This window comes from Zobellia laminariae, assembly GCF_030553095.1.
Lineage (GTDB): Bacteria > Bacteroidota > Bacteroidia > Flavobacteriales > Flavobacteriaceae > Zobellia > Zobellia laminariae.
This window is the reverse complement of sequence record NZ_CP130738.1, coordinates 1846848-1865312: the sequence shown is the minus strand read 5'-3', so window position 1 is coordinate 1865312 and position 18465 is coordinate 1846848. Positions and strand designations below refer to the sequence as shown.

Sequence of the window (18465 nt, the reverse complement as noted above, 5' to 3'; positions counted from 1 at the left end):
AACATACTTTGACTTAGTCAAAGTAAGTAATTTAATTAATTGTTCAATGCTTCTGAAGTTGTGGAATTTGGCTCCGCTATCGCTATACCTAATTGTTCAATGCTTCTGCTGTTGTGGAATTTGGCTCCGCTATCGCTACACCTAATTGTTCAATGCTTCTGCACCACCAACAATTTCCAAGATTTCGTTGGTAATAGCAGCTTGTCTTGCTTGGTTATAAGACAACTTCAATTGATCTCTCAAATCTGTTGCATTATCCGTTGCTTTATGCATTGCAGTCATACGTGCTCCGTGCTCACTAGCAAAAGAATCACGAATACCTTTGTACAATTGTGTTTTTAAAGACTTAGGAATTAAGTGCTCTATGATTTCTATTTTTGAAGGTTCAAAAACATAATCACTGCTCAAGTTCTCCGCTCCTTCAATGGGAACAATAGGTAAAAACTGCTCGGTCATTATAATCTGAGTAGCAGCGTTCTTGAACTTGTTATAAACAATATCAATACGATCATAATTACCTAAAGTAAATTGCTCCATTAAATCCTCAGCAATAGCTGAAACATTATCAAAAGTCAAATCATCATAAATACCACTATGATTGGCAATTACATTAGATTTTTTAACCAAGAAATCATTAGCCTTTTTACCAACGGCAACAAAATCTACCTGTTTACCAGCATACTTTTCGTTAAGTAAAATCGTGCACTGCTTTATGATGTTAGAGTTAAAGGCACCTGCTAAACCTCTGTTTGAGGTTATGGCCACAACCAAAACTTTATTCACCTCTCTATTTTCAGCATATACACTACCGGAATCAGAATCTAAGCTTGCACTTAGGCCCTGTAACAACTCAGTAAGCTTATCGGCATAAGGTCGCATTGCAGTAATTGCATCCTGTGCTTTCTTCAACTTTGCAGCAGATACCATTTTCATGGCACTGGTAATCTGCATGGTTGATGATACCGATGCTATTCTGTTTCGTATTTCCTTTAAGTTCGCCATTTGTTCAAGTTATAAGTTTCGAGCACAAAACAGCACAATTAACTTGCTTCTGTGTTGTGCCCCAAACCTGATATGCAATACTTTTATTAGCTTCTATATTTACCTGAAAGGTCTTTTGCTACAGCAGTCAAAACATCTGTTACCTCATCGGTAAGTTTACCTGACTTTAATGTATCCAATACATCTCTGTGCTTAGCGTTCAAGAACTCTAAATAATCTCTTTCAAATTCCTTTACCTTTTCAACAGGAACGTCACGTAACAAGTTTTTAGAACCTGCATAGATAATCGCAACCTGATCTTCAACAGTATAAGGATCATTTTGAGCTTGCTTCAAAATCTCTACATTACGACGTCCTTTTTCAATAACGTTTAATGTAGCAGCATCTAAATCAGAACCGAACTTAGCAAAAGCTTCTAGTTCACGGAACTGAGCTTGATCCAATTTTAAAGTACCTGCTACTTTTTTCATGGATTTTATCTGCGCGTTACCACCCACACGAGATACAGAAATACCTACGTTAATAGCTGGTCTCACACCTTGGTTGAATAAATCTTGCTCCAAGAAAATCTGTCCGTCTGTAATAGAAATTACATTCGTAGGGATATATGCAGAAACGTCACCTGCTTGAGTTTCAATAATAGGAAGTGCAGTTAAAGAACCACCACCTTTTACCATTGGCTTTAACACGTCTGGTAAATCGTTCATATTCTGTGCAATCTTATCATCGTTGATAACCTTTGCTGCACGCTCTAATAATCTAGAGTGAAGGAAGAAAACATCAACAGGATATGCTTCACGTCCCGGTGGTCTTCTTAAAAGAAGAGATACCTCACGATAAGCAACAGCTTGTTTTGACAAATCATCATAGATAATTAAAGCTGGACGACCTGTATCACGGAAATACTCACCGATAGATGCACCTGTAAAAGGAGCATAAACCTGCATTGCTGCAGGATCAGAAGCATTTGCTGCTACAATAGTCGTATACGCCATAGCACCTTTATCTTCTAAAGTCTGCGCAATTGCAGCTACAGTAGAAGCTTTTTGTCCAATAGCAACATATATACAATATACTGGCTTACCAGCATCGTAAAATTCTTTTTGATTCAAAATGGTATCGATACAAACAGTTGTCTTACCAGTTTGACGGTCACCAATAACAAGTTCCCTTTGACCACGGCCAACTGGAATCATTGCATCAATTGCCTTAATACCTGATTGCATTGGCTCAGTTACCGGCTCTCTAAAGATAACACCATAAGGCGCTTTACGCTCTAAAGGCATCTCATAAGTTTCACCAGAAATAGGTCCTTTACCATCAATAGGGTTACCTAAAGTATCTACCACACGACCAACAATGCCTTCACCTACTTTAACGGAAGCAATTCGTTCGGTACGTTTTACTGTAGCACCCTCTCCAATAGTCTTGGAATGTCCTAAAAGAACCACACCAACGTTATCGTCTTCAAGGTTAAGAACGATACCTTCAAGGCCGCCATCGAATTCTACTAATTCTCCGTACTGGACATTAGATAGACCGTAGACTCTGGCGATACCATCACCAACCTGCAGTACTGTTCCCACCTCATCCAATGTAGCGGTGGCTTCAAATCCTGATAATTGTTTCTTTAAAATTGCTGATACCTCAGCGGCTTTTACTCCTGCCATTTTGATAGATATAAGACATCGAACTTAAGAAATATACCTTAAGCCCTAGTTATTATTATAAACTACTTGTAAATTCTCTTTTAATAGTATTCAATTTATTTGAAATGCTGGAATCATATTGTAAATCGCCAACACGTAAAATAAATCCGCCAATAATGCTTTCATCAATTTTATTTTCGATGGTTACCGCATTACCGGTAATCTGTGCTATTTGCTTAAGAACTTTCTTCTCAAGGTCTGCACTTAAAGGTACAGCGGTAGTAACGTAAGCTACACCCTCACCTTTTAAATCTTCATTAAGAATGATATATTTTAAAGCAACCTCGTTTAAAATAGATATTCTTTTGTTAGCAACAAGTGTTTTGATCAAACCTAAGGTTATCTGGTCGCTACCTTCAAATACGGCGGCTAAAGCTTTCTTCTTGGTTTCCCCGTTTACTACAGGACTAGCCAACATTGCTCTCAACTCCTTACTATCGGCAATAGTTGCCACAATAGAACGCATGTCTTTTTCGACTGCACTCGTAGCCTTGTTTTGTACCGCTAGGTCCAAAACCGCTTTTGCGTAACGTATTGCTGCTCTAGAATCGCTCATTTTTTATCTTGTTTTATTGTCCTGCTATCCGAATTTAACCGACATAACAAAAAGCAATATAGCTACTTAATTCAATTTAACATCACCCAACATACTTTCAACCAACTTTAATTGCTGGTCTTTGTTGGATAGTTGCTCTTTTAAAACTTTCTCTGCAATCTCAACAGAAAGTTCGGCTACCTGATTTTTAATATCAGCAACAGCGGCTTTCTTTTCGCTTTCTATAGCAGCTTGAGCTTGCTTTAACATTTTATCGCCTTCAACTTTAGCCTGCTCTTTAGAATCTGTGATCATCTTATCTTTGATCTCACGAGCTTCTTTTAACATAGCTTCACGCTCAGCACGAGCTTCTTTTAACAATTTCTCGTTATCAGCCTGAAGGTTTTGCATATCTGCGCGAGCTTTATCTGCTGCTGCCAATGCATCATGAATACCTGATTCACGTTCGTTTAATGAAGTCAATATTGGTTTCCATGCAAACTTCACCAATAAAAAAATCAAACCTAATAACAATATGGTCTGAACTACGAAAAGGCCTTATGAAAAATCGTTTATTAAAATTTCCATATAAATACTACTTTAAAATTCTAAACTTGATTAAAAACATTTCCTGCAACCAACCGTTGCAGGAGAATGTCTTTTGGTTTTGTAGTTCTTATTTTCCTAAGAACAAGGCACCGAATGCCAAACCTTCTAAAAGTGCAGCAATGATAATCATCGCAGTTTGGATTTTTCCTGTTGCTTCTGGCTGACGAGCAATACCTTCCATTGCTTTACCACCAATTTGACCAAGACCGATACCTGCTCCGATTACGATTAAACCAGCTCCAATTAAGTTGTACATAGTAATTGATTTATATAATTAAATTAAAAAACTCTCTTTTAGATGAAATCCCCTCTAACGTCTTCCGCGTCTGGAACTTCATGTCCGTTTGCATCGTGCTCATGTTCGTGGTCGTGCTCCGCAACGGCCATACCAATAAACAATGCTGATAACATAGTAAAAATATAAGCCTGTAAAAAAGCCACTAAAACTTCAATAAGCGTAATAAAAAAGGATAGCACCAATGACAATCCTGTTGCTCCAACTACACCTAAGCTTTTCTTAAGTGTAAACATAATAGCAATTAAACTCATTACCACAATGTGGCCCGCAGATATATTCGCAAACAAACGTACCAACAATGAAAATGGCTTGATTATAAAAGCACCTGCTAATTCTATAATTGCAAGAACAGGTCTTATCAATACAGGAACCCCTTAAGATCCATAACATATGCATCCAGTAATCTTTGTTTCCACTAAACGTATAAATAATCAAAGTGAAAATTGCCAAAGCAGCGGTAACTGCTAATTGCCCTGTTACATTGAAACCTAACGGAGTTAATCCTAAAAGGTTCAAAATCCAAATAAAGAAAAATACCGTTAAAAGGTAACCCGTAAATTGTCTGTATTTTTTCTCGCCGATATTTGGCTTAGCAATCTCATCTCTAACATATATTACTAGTGGCTCCAACACTCTACCGAATCCGGTAGGCACTTTTTTGTTAACATATTGTTTTGCCAATGAAGAGAATGCCCAAAGCATAAAAAGACCCACTAACAAAATTCCAAAGACACTTTTAGTAATGGAAAAATCCAAAACCTTAGCAGCATTTTCTGCATGATGATGTTCATCAAATTGAACTTCGGAAGCACCAGCGTTCAACTCATAAATCTTACCGTGAAGCTTTACGAATTTAGATCCACCTTTTTCTACGATAACCTTTCCGGCATCATCATGGTGAAATTCAGAAGACATGAAAGCTGCCAACCCATTGCTAGACCATAGGATAACCGGTAACGGAAAACCTACATGCTTACGTTCGCCATTGTCTCCAGTATATGAAAACAAATGAAAATCATGAGCGTCTTTAATGTGGTGTGCAATATATGCATCCACCTCATCTTTTGTATCAACGGCTCCTTGATCACCTCCCTCAGAGATCGCAAAACCTTGAAGAGAAATGCAAAGTGTACAAAGTAATACTAGTGTTCTGATCATTTTTGAAACTTCCTTCATTATTTTTATCAAAAAATTATGCTCCTGAAATTTTGCGCAAAAATAGGTAATCTTGTCATAATACAAAGCATTTTTGTTCCATAAAATTTTGAAACTATCTACGTTGTATAATTTTTGAAACAAAAAATACTTCCAAGGCTAAAAAAACAAACACAGGAATTAAAAGTGAAGCCCTATAAAATCTCGGTAAATACTGGTCTCCCATTAGTTGCGGATAGCACATGGCCGTATAAGCAGCAATTTTAAAAACCAAAGTCCCCATATAAATGAAACCCAGTTGAGTAAAAGCTTTTTCGTTTTTTGAGAGCAGTTGAAAGGTAATAATTACCGCTAAAGAGAAAATGAAATGGAAAATATAGGCTTCTTTAAGTAGTGTATTGAAGCTTAAATTATCATCTGCCAGTAGAAATTGATGAAGAAAAAAGAAGTCGTGCCCACCAAAATGAACACGACTATATATTGTACTATTTGTTTGATCAATGCTATTTATTTAAGGTCATCACTTTTTTGATAACGATATACATTGACAAAAATACGGCAAGTAAAGTAATTGTATCCTCTAAAAATGTTTTTTCAAATTTTACATCTAACCAAGCCCCCAAAAGATTGCCTAAATAGATAGTAGCACCCATTTGCAAAGCAATACCCGAAAAACTAGCCGCGGTACGTATTAAATTAGAATTATCACGAGGCTTTTGCTGGCTCATTGTTTCTATTAGAACTACTTAGAGATGATTTAAAACTGCTAGAAGAACTATTCTGAGAACCGCCCTTTCCTTTCATGGTACATGAAGCGTTGAACGTAGCACCTACTGGCTCTACTGCCAGTTTAGTTACGGAAACAGTACCTTCAATTACAGCCGAAGACTTCAGAGATAGTAGGTCAGATACCAAAAGTTCACCATTGAAGCTACCTTCAATATCTGCATTTACACATTCTACTTTGCCATGAATATAGCCGTCTTTACCAATAACTACTTTACCAGTAGTCTTTACGTTACCGTCTAATTTTCCGTCGATTCTAAAATCAGCTTCAGATTCAATATCGCCTTTAATTTTCGTGTGCTTGGAAATTCTGTTAGGTTGTGCGCCAATTTCGTTCATAGTTCGTGGTTTTTTGTTGTCAGAAAACATTGTTTAAGGTTTTGGGGTTAAAATTTGATTTTTATAAGATTGTAGGTTTTTATGTACCTGAATAATTTTATAGTTGGTAGATAAAATAACAAAATTCTCATTCTCAATGCGGTAATCTTTGTTAAACTTTATAAGCTCTGCAAAGCCAAGTGCATAATCCTTAGACTTAAAGCCGTGCACTACCACAAATTGGTCTTCTAAGGTATAAATATCTTTTGAAACTATATTCTTATATCTTAAATCTACAATAGCATCTTCTAGTGCTTTTTTTACTCTTTTGGCAATTTCATCATTGCTTCTTCTAAAGGGAAAAACAACCTTCCAATTGCCGGTACCGGATGAACCAAGCTCCGTAGAAAATTCTTTGACCGCTAGTTTAGGAAGTTGCTCGGCAACCATTTGCTCTGCCTTCTTGCCTTCTGGATTGTTGGGGTAAGTTAAGGCAACGTAATTCAGAGCTTCCTCAAAAGGAATAAACCCATTTAGTCTTCCAATGGCATTTGCCTTCAACATTTCAAATTTAGGAACAATAGGATCGCCTGTGTATTTCTCTATATTTTCTTCGGCACCTGTAATAGTTTCTAAAAATGCCTGCTGCTTGTATTTACGGTATAAGGCCGCATAACGTGCATCTGGACTATCGGCATCATCTTCTAGAACAGCTCTAGGGTTCAATATAATTTCAGCATAACGAGAATCAGCATGATTCGAAAGGATATTGTCTTTCATAGACGCTAAAAGCGGACTGCCTTCTTCTTCGTAAATCTTGTACAGATTGTATTTAGAGGGAAGAATCAATCGCTCTTCTGGTTCTGAATCCAATACATTTTCCAATTTTCCAGCTGCCAAAAGGTTTTCTTTAAACTTCTCTTTATAAATCAATCCTAATTGGTAATTGGCAAAATTTCGCTCGTCCTTCAAACTATCTATAACAGCTACATCCGTAGGCACTCGATCTAAATAATAATCCACAGAAAATTTTTCTTCTTCACCAACTACAGTTGGTACTGTATCATTTGCCGCAAGGGCATCATCTGTATTCTCTTGTGGTAAGACTCTTTTTTTATTGCTCCATCTCCAATCATCCTCCAACTGTCTTTTACCCCACCTTTGAACAAAATCATTCTTACCGTAACCTAAGCTGGTTAGATTATAAAAATAGAATTTGCCTTTATTCTCTTTACCTCCCTTACTTTTTGCAAATTCTGCAAAACCAGAGGCTATCCTTCTTTCTTCTTTTTTAGCAGCTGCAGCTTTTGCGGCTTTTAAGTCAGCAATGTAATCTTCAAAAAAGGCGGTACGCTCAGCTAACGGCTTATTATACAGTGTAATAATACTATCCGTATGATGGGCTATGTCTTCATATTTGACAACATCTTCTAGATTATCTAATTTCTTCTTGGTAGACCTGTATTTCTTTGTATTCTCATCTAGGTTGGTTATCACACTATCATAATACGCTCCTGATAGTTTATACTCGTTACGGTCAAAATTATAGACAGCCAAGTTCTCATAATTGAGTGCATTTAGCTTAGGCTCATTCTGTGTAGCCCGAAGAGATTTATTGAAATAGGCCAAAGCCAAACTGTCATTCTCTTGCTCCAAATGATATTCTGCAACTTGACGGTAAATTTTATCTAAAAAAGGGCGGTTCTCACGGTTCTCTTCCAAGTCTGTAAGGAACTCCAACATTTCTTCGCTATTCTCCGAAGTAATCTTAGTGTTACGGATTTTCTGAATCTCCGCATTGATCATATATACTCTGGGAGATTTCCTGTTAAGATCAATTACTTTGGTAAAAGCGTAGTTGGCACTATCCTTTTGATCCATTTGGTTGTACAACTGCCCAATAATGTATAGATAGCGTCCTCTTTCTTCGTTTTTCTTGGTATAGTGAGATGCTACTTTGAGGTGTTGTACCGCAGTATCAATCACCTTTTCATTAATATAAGCTTGTGCTATCATGGCACGGGCGTCTGCATATTCCTGATCCGTTAGGCGTTCAAATTTTAAAAGTCGCTTCAGATTCTTAATCGCTAACTCATCATTTTCTAATCTAATATTTACTTTCTCTCGCCAAATGTGTGCTTCGTTCAGCTTATCACTATAATCATATTTTTTTATGATGTAATTGAAAGCTTCAAGAGCAGGCATGTAGCGCTGATCAAAGTAACGAGCCTTGCCTAAAAGTAAAAAGGCTTCGTCCGTCTGCGGATTACGCTCTTCATCTTTTATTTCCATACTATGCTTTTGTATGGCTTTAGTGGCTTTTTCTTCGGCAATAATAAAGTTGGGGTTGTTATCTTCAGAGTCTAGCTTAATATCTTCCGTAACTTCCAAACGCTCTATAGGCAGAACTTCCCAATAGTCATCTTTGTAATTTAACTTAAGTTCTTCGCGACCTTCTTCAAAAGCGATATTACCATTGTACAAGGTGTTGTACTTGGTATTGAGCGCATGCCAATTACGATTGACAAATGCGTCTTTTTTGGTTGAACATGCGTTAAAAGCGATGCCCCCAAGAATTGAAAATAAGATAAGTTTATAGTGCGACTTCAAAATTGTATATCTACGTACTTTACATTAACTAAAAAAGAACGGTATTATTATGCAGTTGGTCGATAAAAAGTTTAAGGTTCGGGGTTTACGAACGTAACCGAAAGTATGATTATAATGACAATTTCTTTTTTCTTTGATGCCAACTCTTTGACAAACCTCTATACTCTTGCCACATGTTAATGCCGAATAGGCTTTTCATTTAGACCAACTTTCCTTTTCACAAAGTTCGTGAAGTTTGCATAAAATAGAAATAGAAGATTTCAATTTTAACCGACTAACCGGTTTGCGACTGCTCCCGTTCACCGATTAACAGTCAGTTTTATTACCGTTTAATAGATGATAATGGCAGGTTATCGACAAAAATTCTTAGCGAGATGAAGGTTTAAGAAAGAGGTATGGACCATAAGGTAGTCGGTTTTAACAAAATGACTTACGAAACCGATACATCTTCCTGAGACTCTTCTTTTCCGCTGAAAAACAGTTCCAATTCTTTTAAAGTAGCTTCTGAAGTTTCAATATCTTTTACAATTTCACCTTTGTTCAATACTACTATTCGTTCACAAACTTCGGTTACATGAATAAGGTCGTGGCTAGAGACCAATACCGTAACCCCCTGTTTGGATGCCAAGTCTTTAATAATGCTTTTTAACCGTATTTGAGTTGTAGGATCTAAATTAGCAAAAGGTTCATCTAAAATGACCACTTCTGGGTTACCAATAAATGAAGCCACAATGCCCGCTTTCTTTTGATTTCCTTTTGAAAGGTCTCTCAAGTATTTTTTCTGATTCAATATCTCGCCATGAAAGAAATCCTCAAAATTTGAGAGTAATGCATCTACATCTGCTTTGTTCTGGTTACGCAATTCTCCAATGAAATAGAAGTACTCCTCTGGTGTTAGATATCCTATAAGAAAAGTTTCATCAATAAAGGAAGAGGTATTTGTCTTCCAAGCTTCACTTTGATCTACCTGCACTTCATTATTAATAATATGCCCCGTAGTAGGCTGGATCAAATCTAATAGAAGACTAAAAAAAGTAGTTTTACCCGCTCCGTTATTTCCAACAAGACCAAAACTTTGTCCTTTTGGTATTTCTAACTGCTTTATGTTCAAAACAGTTTTGCCAACGTATTTTTTAGTAAGATTTTCTACTGTTATCATAATTTTCAATAAAGTTCACGTTTCAATTTTTAACTCTAAAACAAGGACATTTCTAACTGTTCTGCTCTTTAAAACCTGCAATCATACCGTATTTCTTATTTCGATATGCATTCGTAATGAAGTCCAATAACTTATCTCTAAGGGCAAAACCAACAACGCCTAACACACATAGTGCGATTAGAGCAACTTCAGAAGAAACGAAAAAGGCCAATGGACCATAAATTAACATAGGTAATCCAAAAAGGGGCAACGCTACTAAAAACTGGGTAGCGCTTGTACCCTGCATGTTACCCAAAGCGCTCTTGTTTAAATCAATACGCTTTTTATTTTTTGAACCGAAGAAAAGAATAAGTGGAACATTTACTCCTAGGTTATACAAAGCGCAACTAAAATTGATAGCAAGGGAATCCCATCCGAAATAGACATACGGCACAGAAAGTAAAAACATCACCCCAATACTAACATAAATAAGTGCCGCCTTAGCTTCAAGGTATTTCTTTAAGGGTATGTTCTGTGACATCATCATGCTATAATAAGAACTATCCCAAGCGGGGATAAACTGCCCAAAGTTCATTAAGAAAACACCTGTCATTAGAATACCTACCAAAACGAACATACCGGACCCCATACCCATGTCCTCCATACCATAAACGAATAAACCGTAAAAAGCGAAGGCTAAGGATACAAATACTTGAGTTTTAGTTCTTTTATTTCTCCAAATTAGCTTTAAATCCAACTGCAAAAAAGGAGCAATAGCACCAAAACGCTTTGTCCACGATAAATCGGAAGAAGTGGCTTCAGTAGCTTTCTTCTTTAGAGAAGCGTCTAAAAAAATCCTATTCCGTATAAATGAATAATTAAAATAATATGATAAACCGGCTATGGCCAAGGGTATGATCGCATAAAGCGGGTATTCATAAAGGGCATAAAATGTATTGCCCGCATATTCCTTTATAGGAAGAATCTCAAAATATTCTAAGCCGTAACAGGCTACCAAAAGACTAGCAATGCTGATTAAAGCTTTGTCACTCTTGTTTACTATGAAGTTGATATAATTAATACTCAATACGATGCCTATCATAGCCAATAACCAAAAAGACACATTTAAAAAAGCATAGCCCTTTATAAGCAGTACAATTGCAAAGGGTATAAAGAAAAATAAAGCCAAGAAATTATAAAAAGAAACTGCAGAACGCCCTAAAATATAATGGGAGATACTGCTTTTTTTGATAGGAAGGGTCAAAAACGGCTTGATGTCCATTACCGGAAGCTTTTGCATAAAATATCTTATAAACAGCTCTGCAAGCACCCAATACAACAAATACTGACTTAAAATAGCTAAAGGATCCGTATTAGGGATTGCTTTTTCCAAAACAAAGAACAATGATGAGCCAACAAAGGCCAACATTCCCAAAAAATACAATGCAAAGAAGCCCATTACGATTTTTATACCAATGCTTTTACCCATTGATGAAGACCGAAAGAAAGATTTCCATTGCAGCTTACTAAAGCTTTTAAACATAAGAAATAGATTACTAGTACGGTAAGTTAGTGTTTGGGAAGGTAAGATTTGTTACAATAAAACTGCACATTTTTTATTTCAAATTCATTTTAATGAAAAATTACACCCGTTTTTGAGGACATGAACTTCAACAATATAACAAGTAGCCACCAATCCAAAAGGACCATCAATTAAAAACAAAATTTAAGTCCTTTTTTTATCGTTTCCGTTCCAAATGGCTGTGTCAATGCTTATTTTTGCGGACACATTAGATCAAAAAATTAGATAATGGTGCACTTTCATAACTTGACCGTAAAACATATTAAACCGCTTACACCTAGTTCGGTTGCTATAACTTTTTCCATACCTAAAGACCTTATACAAACCTTTGATTTTGTTCCTGGGCAATACATAACCATTAAAATGGAGCTTAAAGGAAAAGAAATAAGAAGGGCTTACTCTATCTGTTCTTCTCCAAAAAGCGACTGCTTCACCATTGGTGTCAAGAAAGTGGACAAAGGCGGGTTTTCAGATTACGCACACTCCACATTAAAAGCAGGTGACGTATTAGAAGTTATGCCTCCTGAAGGTAGATTTACCTTTCAACCAACTGGGAAAGTTAAAAACATTGCCGCTTTTGCCGCAGGTAGTGGTATTACGCCTATCATGAGCATTGCTAAATCAGTTTTAGCAGATAATCCAAAAAGTAAATTTGTTCTTATCTACGGAAACAAATCCCATAAGGAAACGATGTTTTATACGGATTTAACGAAATTGGAATTGGATTACGCAGGTAGATTCAAGGCCTACTTTGTAACTAGTCAAGCTCAGGAAGACGATTCACTTTTTGGTCGTATTGATGTTTCTACCGTTAATTATGCTATAAAGAACAAACATAAAGATGTAGATTTTGATGGATATTACCTATGTGGACCTGAGGCAATGATTCATTTGGTTTCCGATACGTTAAAAGAAAACGATGTCCCAAAAGACAAAATACACTTTGAGCTTTTTACGACTACTGAAATTTTAGATGAGATGCCCGAGCAGCCGGAAGGTAAAACTCAGGTTTCTATCGTGGTAGATGATGAGGAGTTTACTTTAACGATGGATAAGAAGGAAATTGTTCTTGATGCTGTCTTAAAACAAAATATTGATGCGCCTTACTCTTGCCAAGGTGGTGTTTGTAGTAGTTGTATTGCCAGAGTGACCGAGGGTAAAGCAGAAATGGTAAAAAACCAGATTCTTACCGATGGCGAAATTGCAGACGGTTTAATTCTTACCTGTCAAGCACACCCAACTACACCAACGTTAAAAATTGATTATGATGATGTCTAAATAATACGTCGATTAGAAAATAAAGGAAGTCGCAATTGTAACTTACAGTTGTGGCTTTTTTAGTAATTCTTCTAGCCTACGTGATGTATTTTCATATCCTACGAGGTATGCTTTTTCGATACCTTTTCGGTCTAGAACACCAATATTTTCCAGTTCCTTAAACTCCATTAACAAATCACAGGCATTAAGCTTTGTACGGTTAATGGCGTAAATCATAAGTCCCGTTACTCTTCCGGCCAGTTGTAATGAGTTTTTAAGGGCGTTCTTATTGAGTTCACCTACCACTGATACATTGCTACCAATTATATAATCGGCCTTACCCATGACTGGTTCTAAAGGGAAATTATTCATTATACCACCATCTGCATAAAGCTCGCCGTTCATCTCAACAGGACTGAAAACGGGAGGTATCGCGGCAGATGCCAATAAAGGACGAATGAGTTCGCCTTCCGAAAAATATTCAAGATCACCTTTTTGAAGATTCGTTGCCGCTACGTGTAATTTCTTTTGAAGTGAATCAAAAGTATTTTCAGGAAAGTAAGCCTTAAAAACTTCAAAATACCTATCGGTATCTAAAAATCCAGGTTTAACAATGGTCAAGAAGTTATACTTAAACAATGGTGTTTCCTTGAAGAAATCCATCATATCCAAAACAGAATTACCATTTGCATATAACGCGCCAACCAATGCTCCTACACTACTACCACCAACTACATCTGCCGATAGGCCAAATTCATTCATTGCTTGTATTACCCCAATGTGAGCCATACCGCGTACGCCGCCGCCAGAAAGCACAAGCCCAATAGATTTTGTCTGTATATCACTCATTGTAGAAAAAAGTCTGAATCTTAGACCACGAAGGTATCTATTTCAATAGACTATCCATTAACTTCTTATGGTAATCGGGAACAACGTCATAACAGTACTTAACAGGAAAACCTGCTTCTTTATCGCACAATAGGTAAGATTTAAAAACCTGCTTATCGTTTTCTTTAACCGTATCGTCTGGGTGAATCTCCAGTCGTGCGTTCAATTCTTCCGATATGATATCTTCTGGCGAAATAATATAATGACTTGCTAAAACATCAAACGGATTAAAACCATCTGCACCTTGGTCTACCCATTGCTGTAACCATGCTCGTGAAGCCTCCGCCAACCATTGGTTGCCTTTATCTCCTTTTGCCAAAGCATCCAAATCCGTTGCCTTAACCCAAACCTTGTTGGAAATCTCAAACGGACATAATGTTACCGGAACACCATGTTCAAACATTAATCGAAACGCATCATTGTCCAGATCAAAATTGAGGTCTTGTGCGTGGCTGCCTTTATTACCGATTTTAAAGTAATCCTGAGCAGTTCTACGACCTGCAACGAGAACCACTTCCTGTATTTTATTCTTTAGCTCAGGGTATTTTAAAAGCAACAGACCAACATTGGTTGCGGGACCAATGGCCATAATAATTATAGGTTGCTTCCGGAGGGCTTCAGCCAAAGCTTCAACCGCTTCATTACCCTTCACCTCTCTTAAGTTTAGAGCTTCTCCTGCTCCTCTAAAAACAGGTATTTCATCCATGGCGAACTCTTTGCTCATTTCTTGACTGAGCGGGTATGAATTTTCTATAATGGTATTCCCGAAGACAGCGCTGATCCCGCATATTTCAATATTGTCCGCTTTCATCAATTGCAAGACGGCATAGCCATCATCAACATCACAGTAGCCATCGCGCTTATGTCTTGTCATCCCAACCGAAAGATCGGTGTCTATCCATACCTTTTTCTTCATCATTCTCTATGAATTATTTTTTCCTTCTTTTTATTACTTCAATCCGCCCCAGAATTCAATTTCACTTTGAACGCCAGTTTGCGGGTCCTGAATAAAATCTTTCTTATCCTCGTACACTTTCAAAACTCCATCTTGCATAAAACCAATTTGATTGCCCATCAGTACCGCTTCTTTTAAATCATGGGTTACGAAAAGTGATGTAATATCAAATTCTTCAGTCAACTTTTTAAATAGCTCTTGCATCCGTTGTCTTGTGCCCGTATCTAAACTTCCAAAAGGTTCATCCAATAAAAGCAGTGAAGGATTCGTACTTATGGCACGACCAAACGACACCCGTTGTCTTTGCCCTCCAGAAAGCTGGGTTGGCATTTTGTCCGCCTGTCCTTCCAATTCAAGGCTATGTAGCATGTGCTGGACCTTTTCCTTTATTAAACCTTCCGGTATTTTTTTAATCCTCAACCCAAAAGCAATATTTTCAAAAGCATTTAAATGCGGAAATAATAGGTCTTCTTGATAGAGATATACGATATTTCGTTTCTCTGGTTTGGTTGCTGTGATATCAACACCGTTCAAAAGTACCTTACCAGAATCGGGTGCAATTAGTCCTCCAATAGTTTTAAGCATAGTGGTCTTGCCACAACCAGATTTCCCCAAAATACTCAAAGTCTGTTTTGCTTGCAGCGAAAAACTCAGGTCTTTGACTACCTTTTCGGCCCCAAAACTTTTTATAATATGTTGTACCTCAAGAAACATCAAACCAATTTTTTAAATACATAACGCTTATTAAAATACAACAAAACTACGGGTGGGAAAATCAATAAACAACAACTTAGAGCTCCATAATAATAGTTAGCCTCCTTAATGAACAAGAACACCTTAATAGTTAGTGTCTGTACCTTTCCGATACCAATAATAGACGTTAGTCCATATTCGAACCAAGAAATTAGAAAGGTTTGAAAAAAGCAGATAAGTAAAAGCCCTTTTGCTAACGGCAACAATACCTTTGTATAGGTCTGCCATTTATTTCCGCCCAAAGTGGCCACTAAATCCTCATAGCTCTTTACTTTTTCGTTCCAAAAGCTACTGAAAAATAGCAGTGCATAGGGAAAAGCAATAATGAATTGAGCCACAACAACTCCAGTCATGTTTCCAAAAAGACCCATTTTCAAAAAGAAAAAACTAAGACAAGCTGCAAATACTACAGGGGCCAATATGTATGGAAAATAAGCCAACAAGGTTAAGGTTCTTTTCTTTGGGTGATAAAAAACCGCTTTACTGATTAAGAATCCTGAGGTAGTAGAAAATATGGCCACCGACAGTGATATTAATAACGATGAGAAAAAACTTTGCAACAGTCCCGTTTCTGAACCAAAAACGGTAACCCAGTTTTTAAAGCCAATATAAGACGGCAAAACATCTGGAAAACGCCATTCCGATGCCAATGACAAAAATACGAGGTACACGAACGGAAATAGAATTAACAGCACCGCGAGACTCAAGACAAAGGGTTTCCAGTTAATTCGCATAAGCTCTTTTCTTTTTTGGAAGAAATAGTACAATTGCAGCAATTGAAACAATTAGCGTGTATAGTACGGCAACTACGTATCCCTCCGAAATTTTATCCAAATCATATTGTTTTATTTCTTGTATGATGAGTACCGATAGCATTTGCGGCGATTCCTGACCCAAAATTAATGGTACTTCATATGCTCCTAGCAAAAAAATAAAATAGAGTACAATTAGCACCCAGGTCTTTTTGATGAGAATAGGTAAAAAAACCCGTTGTGTAACCTGATTGGCACTTGCTCCAAGGGACTGTGCCAATATTGAGAGTTCTTCAACTCGCTCGTTTTTATAAACATTTAAAAACAGTAGCACAAAAAAGGGCATAATCATGGTAATAAAAGAGAATATAATACCAATTGCCAAACCATCGTTTACTAAATCCGGGAATTGTGAAGCTTCTGTAATGAAACCTAATTTATGACTGATACGAGCAAAAAAGCCTCCTTTAGAAAATAATTGAAATGTAAAAAACCCGGTAACAATGCCCGGTATTGCCAATGGTAAATAGATTATAAAAGACAGAAACCTCTTTTCCAGTTGTTCCCTAAATTTTAATGTAATCCACAGTGCCCCTCCAACAGATATAGCCACAGCTACTAGTGCTATCAAAAAACTGTACCCAAAAGATTTAAAAAATGTTCCAGAGGTTATAACAGACTCCCAGAATTTCAGCGTGAAGCCATCATTGGCAATCCCAATTATTCCAAAACTATATAGCAAGGCATAGACAAATGCTGCGGCAAAAGGCACTACACCTACCAACACGAACAACAGAATTCCAATGTTTGTTTTTTTAATTTTCAATTACTTTTTTTCTAAAGTCTTCATACAAGCGTATCATATACTCGGGAGCGGGCTCGGCAATGGCATTAACTTCCAACTGCTTTAGTGTTGGACCATATTTGCGTTTTCTTGCTTCTAAGAATTTATCTTTCCATTCCAAGTCTAACTTATCCATGGCTAAAACCGTATTGGAATCCATTCCGTTGGCATCCGCTTTTTTTAGTTGCGCCTCTGGAGATAGCAAAAAGTTAATAACCTGCATGGCTCCCGATTTTTGAGGTGAATTATGGAGGATTCCTAAGTAATTTGAGTTTCTTATGGTACCATTTTCCCATGCATAGCCCTTGGTTGTTTTAGGATAAAGACCGTTCAGTACTTTATCTTCAATACCCCCTTCACTAAAACCATAGGCAATAAGTAATTCTCCATTGGCATAAAGCTGATTCATCTTGGACTGTTCCTTAGGAAAAGTGCGTCCTTCTTTCCAAAAATACTGTTTGTTTTTGTTTATAAAACTCCAAAGTTTTTCAGATAGTTGATTGTACTTTTTTTCATTGAAAGGGCCATCCAAAATATTAGGTCCACCACCTAATTCCGCCAATAAACTTTTCAAAAGGGTCATACCGGTAAAATCATTTGAAATGGTAAAGGTTCCTGGATGCTGTTTAATGAAATTTTCAAGTTCGGGGATACTTTTAGGAGGGCTGGGAACTTTTTCATAATCGTATACGATTGCAAATTGATTAATGCTCCACGGGGCTTCCATACCATTTACTGCTTGCTGAAAATCGATATTGATGAATGCATCCTCAAAATCGATTAGAGAGGCATTAGGAAGTTGTTCTACAAACGGACCCCATAGTCCGTCAACCTTTCTCAATTGAAAGAACGTCTCCCCATTTATCCAAACCATGTCTACTTGTCCTTCATCGATATTTGCCTGCTTCTCCCCCATAACCAATTGGACGATTTCAGGTCCCTGACCACCACTAATCTGCAAATCGATATTGTACTTTTTCTTTACACTGGGTACTACGTAATTATTGATGTAATCATTAATGGCCGTGCTACCTTGCCACATCATAAAATTAACGGTAGTGCCATTAGCTTTGCCTTCTACTTCCTCCCATGGTGCACTCTTTAGCTTTTCATCATCTTGCTTAGATTTCTCGCCGCAAGAAAGTACTACTAAACTCAATAAAAAACCGAAAAGTATAAATTTAATTCTCTTCATTGATTATGCTTCTATTTGCTTTGTGGTTCCCTTGGTCGTTTAAAATGTTGTGACCTTTATAAAATCTCGTTATAATACT

The 18465-nt window shown here is 37.1% G+C and carries 18 protein-coding genes and 1 pseudogene; 1 reads left to right on the top strand and 18 read right to left on the bottom strand.

Annotation, left to right across the window (positions count from 1 at the left end; all coding sequences use genetic code 11):
* Positions 1-141: 141 nt before the first annotated feature.
* The 12 genes and pseudogenes from atpG to Q5W13_RS08775 all read right to left on the bottom strand — a co-directional run bounded on the left by atpG (position 142) and on the right by Q5W13_RS08775 (position 11703).
* Positions 142-1002 (bottom strand): ATP synthase F1 subunit gamma, encoded by an 861-nt coding sequence (atpG, locus tag Q5W13_RS08825; protein WP_304446052.1) that lies wholly within the window; start codon positions 1000-1002, stop codon positions 142-144.
* Between the two features lie 86 nt (positions 1003-1088).
* The gene (gene atpA, locus Q5W13_RS08820; RefSeq protein WP_304446051.1) at positions 1089-2672 is read right to left on the bottom strand and encodes a F0F1 ATP synthase subunit alpha; all 1584 of its coding nucleotides are present in this window, start codon (positions 2670-2672) and stop codon (positions 1089-1091) included.
* A gap of 55 nt (positions 2673-2727) precedes the next feature.
* A complete protein-coding gene (gene atpH / locus Q5W13_RS08815) occupies positions 2728-3267 on the bottom strand; it encodes an ATP synthase F1 subunit delta (RefSeq protein WP_155595258.1) in 540 nt (179 codons plus the stop codon).
* Positions 3268-3333: 66 nt separating this feature from the next.
* Positions 3334-3783 carry a F0F1 ATP synthase subunit B gene (locus tag Q5W13_RS08810; RefSeq protein ID WP_304446482.1) on the bottom strand — a complete coding sequence of 150 codons (450 nt, stop codon included), beginning with the start codon at positions 3781-3783 and terminating at the stop codon, positions 3334-3336.
* Between the two features lie 139 nt (positions 3784-3922).
* Positions 3923-4111, bottom strand: a complete 189-nt coding sequence (atpE, locus tag Q5W13_RS08805) for an ATP synthase F0 subunit C (RefSeq protein WP_013993139.1) — start codon at positions 4109-4111, stop codon at positions 3923-3925.
* Positions 4112-4149: 38 nt separating this feature from the next.
* Positions 4150-5329, bottom strand: a pseudogene (gene atpB / locus Q5W13_RS08800) (F0F1 ATP synthase subunit A).
* Positions 5330-5423: 94 nt separating this feature from the next.
* The gene (locus Q5W13_RS24820) at positions 5424-5789 is read right to left on the bottom strand and encodes a DUF6168 family protein (RefSeq protein ID WP_368662552.1); all 366 of its coding nucleotides are present in this window, start codon (positions 5787-5789) and stop codon (positions 5424-5426) included.
* A 22-nt stretch (positions 5790-5811) separates the two neighbouring features.
* Positions 5812-6036: an AtpZ/AtpI family protein gene (locus Q5W13_RS08795; protein ID WP_214610597.1), complete on the bottom strand. Its 225-nt coding sequence runs from the start codon at positions 6034-6036 to the stop codon at positions 5812-5814.
* Positions 6014-6463 (bottom strand): bactofilin family protein, encoded by a 450-nt coding sequence (locus tag Q5W13_RS08790; RefSeq protein WP_304446050.1) that lies wholly within the window; start codon positions 6461-6463, stop codon positions 6014-6016. Before Q5W13_RS08790 ends, Q5W13_RS08795 begins: the two co-directional genes overlap by 23 nt.
* 3 nt (positions 6464-6466) lie before the next feature.
* Entirely contained in the window at positions 6467-9022 is a 2556-nt protein-coding gene (gene porW, locus Q5W13_RS08785; protein ID WP_155595264.1) for a type IX secretion system periplasmic lipoprotein PorW/SprE, read from the bottom strand.
* 430 nt (positions 9023-9452) lie between these two features.
* Complete coding sequence (locus tag Q5W13_RS08780) at positions 9453-10181, bottom strand: ABC transporter ATP-binding protein (RefSeq protein ID WP_304446049.1); 729 nt, start codon at positions 10179-10181, stop codon at positions 9453-9455.
* A 52-nt stretch (positions 10182-10233) separates the two neighbouring features.
* A complete protein-coding gene (locus Q5W13_RS08775; RefSeq protein WP_304446048.1) occupies positions 10234-11703 on the bottom strand; it encodes a DUF5687 family protein in 1470 nt (489 codons plus the stop codon).
* A gap of 267 nt (positions 11704-11970) precedes the next feature.
* Between Q5W13_RS08775 and Q5W13_RS08770 the strand changes: the two genes are divergently transcribed.
* Positions 11971-13020 carry a ferredoxin--NADP reductase gene (locus Q5W13_RS08770; RefSeq protein WP_304446047.1) on the top strand — a complete coding sequence of 350 codons (1050 nt, stop codon included), beginning with the start codon at positions 11971-11973 and terminating at the stop codon, positions 13018-13020.
* Positions 13021-13062: 42 nt separating this feature from the next.
* Here the strand turns inward: Q5W13_RS08770 and Q5W13_RS08765 are convergent, their stop codons facing one another.
* The 6 genes from Q5W13_RS08765 to Q5W13_RS08740 are packed head-to-tail and all read right to left on the bottom strand — an operon-like array spanning position 13063 to position 18386.
* The gene (locus tag Q5W13_RS08765) at positions 13063-13848 is read right to left on the bottom strand and encodes a patatin-like phospholipase family protein (protein ID WP_304446046.1); all 786 of its coding nucleotides are present in this window, start codon (positions 13846-13848) and stop codon (positions 13063-13065) included.
* 37 nt (positions 13849-13885) lie between these two features.
* A complete protein-coding gene (locus Q5W13_RS08760; RefSeq protein WP_368662492.1) occupies positions 13886-14806 on the bottom strand; it encodes a nucleoside hydrolase in 921 nt (306 codons plus the stop codon).
* A 30-nt stretch (positions 14807-14836) separates the two neighbouring features.
* A complete protein-coding gene (locus tag Q5W13_RS08755) occupies positions 14837-15556 on the bottom strand; it encodes an ABC transporter ATP-binding protein (RefSeq protein WP_304446045.1) in 720 nt (239 codons plus the stop codon).
* On the bottom strand, positions 15556-16329 hold the full coding sequence (locus Q5W13_RS08750) for an ABC transporter permease (protein ID WP_038236860.1): 774 nt from the start codon (positions 16327-16329) through the stop codon (positions 15556-15558). The genes Q5W13_RS08755 and Q5W13_RS08750 overlap by 1 nt, the downstream gene beginning before the upstream one ends.
* Complete coding sequence (locus Q5W13_RS08745; RefSeq protein WP_155595272.1) at positions 16319-17173, bottom strand: ABC transporter permease; 855 nt, start codon at positions 17171-17173, stop codon at positions 16319-16321. Before Q5W13_RS08745 ends, Q5W13_RS08750 begins: the two co-directional genes overlap by 11 nt.
* On the bottom strand, positions 17163-18386 hold the full coding sequence (locus tag Q5W13_RS08740; protein ID WP_304446044.1) for an ABC transporter substrate-binding protein: 1224 nt from the start codon (positions 18384-18386) through the stop codon (positions 17163-17165). Before Q5W13_RS08740 ends, Q5W13_RS08745 begins: the two co-directional genes overlap by 11 nt.
* Positions 18387-18465 lie beyond the last annotated feature (79 nt).

What these genes read in the sequence shown, in the direction of transcription:
- Q5W13_RS08765 (WP_304446046.1), bottom strand. Translation starts at nt 13,848, where the DNA reads ATGAGTGATATACAGACAAAATCTATTGGGCTTGTGCTTTCTGGCGGC.
- atpE (WP_013993139.1), bottom strand. Translation starts at nt 4,111, where the DNA reads ATGTACAACTTAATTGGAGCTGGTTTAATCGTAATCGGAGCAGGTATC.
- atpA (WP_304446051.1), bottom strand. Translation starts at nt 2,672, where the DNA reads ATGGCAGGAGTAAAAGCCGCTGAGGTATCAGCAATTTTAAAGAAACAA.
- Q5W13_RS08740 (WP_304446044.1), bottom strand. Translation starts at nt 18,386, where the DNA reads ATGAAGAGAATTAAATTTATACTTTTCGGTTTTTTATTGAGTTTAGTA.
- Q5W13_RS08795 (WP_214610597.1), bottom strand. Translation starts at nt 6,036, where the DNA reads ATGAGCCAGCAAAAGCCTCGTGATAATTCTAATTTAATACGTACCGCG.
- Q5W13_RS08760 (WP_368662492.1), bottom strand. Translation starts at nt 14,806, where the DNA reads ATGATGAAGAAAAAGGTATGGATAGACACCGATCTTTCGGTTGGGATG.
- Q5W13_RS08775 (WP_304446048.1), bottom strand. Translation starts at nt 11,703, where the DNA reads ATGTTTAAAAGCTTTAGTAAGCTGCAATGGAAATCTTTCTTTCGGTCT.
- atpG (WP_304446052.1), bottom strand. Translation starts at nt 1,002, where the DNA reads ATGGCGAACTTAAAGGAAATACGAAACAGAATAGCATCGGTATCATCA.
- Q5W13_RS08790 (WP_304446050.1), bottom strand. Translation starts at nt 6,463, where the DNA reads ATGTTTTCTGACAACAAAAAACCACGAACTATGAACGAAATTGGCGCA.
- Q5W13_RS08750 (WP_038236860.1), bottom strand. Translation starts at nt 16,329, where the DNA reads ATGCGAATTAACTGGAAACCCTTTGTCTTGAGTCTCGCGGTGCTGTTA.
- Q5W13_RS08770 (WP_304446047.1), top strand. Translation starts at nt 11,971, where the DNA reads ATGGTGCACTTTCATAACTTGACCGTAAAACATATTAAACCGCTTACA.
- atpH (WP_155595258.1), bottom strand. Translation starts at nt 3,267, where the DNA reads ATGAGCGATTCTAGAGCAGCAATACGTTACGCAAAAGCGGTTTTGGAC.
- Q5W13_RS08780 (WP_304446049.1), bottom strand. Translation starts at nt 10,181, where the DNA reads ATGATAACAGTAGAAAATCTTACTAAAAAATACGTTGGCAAAACTGTT.
- Q5W13_RS08755 (WP_304446045.1), bottom strand. Translation starts at nt 15,556, where the DNA reads ATGTTTCTTGAGGTACAACATATTATAAAAAGTTTTGGGGCCGAAAAG.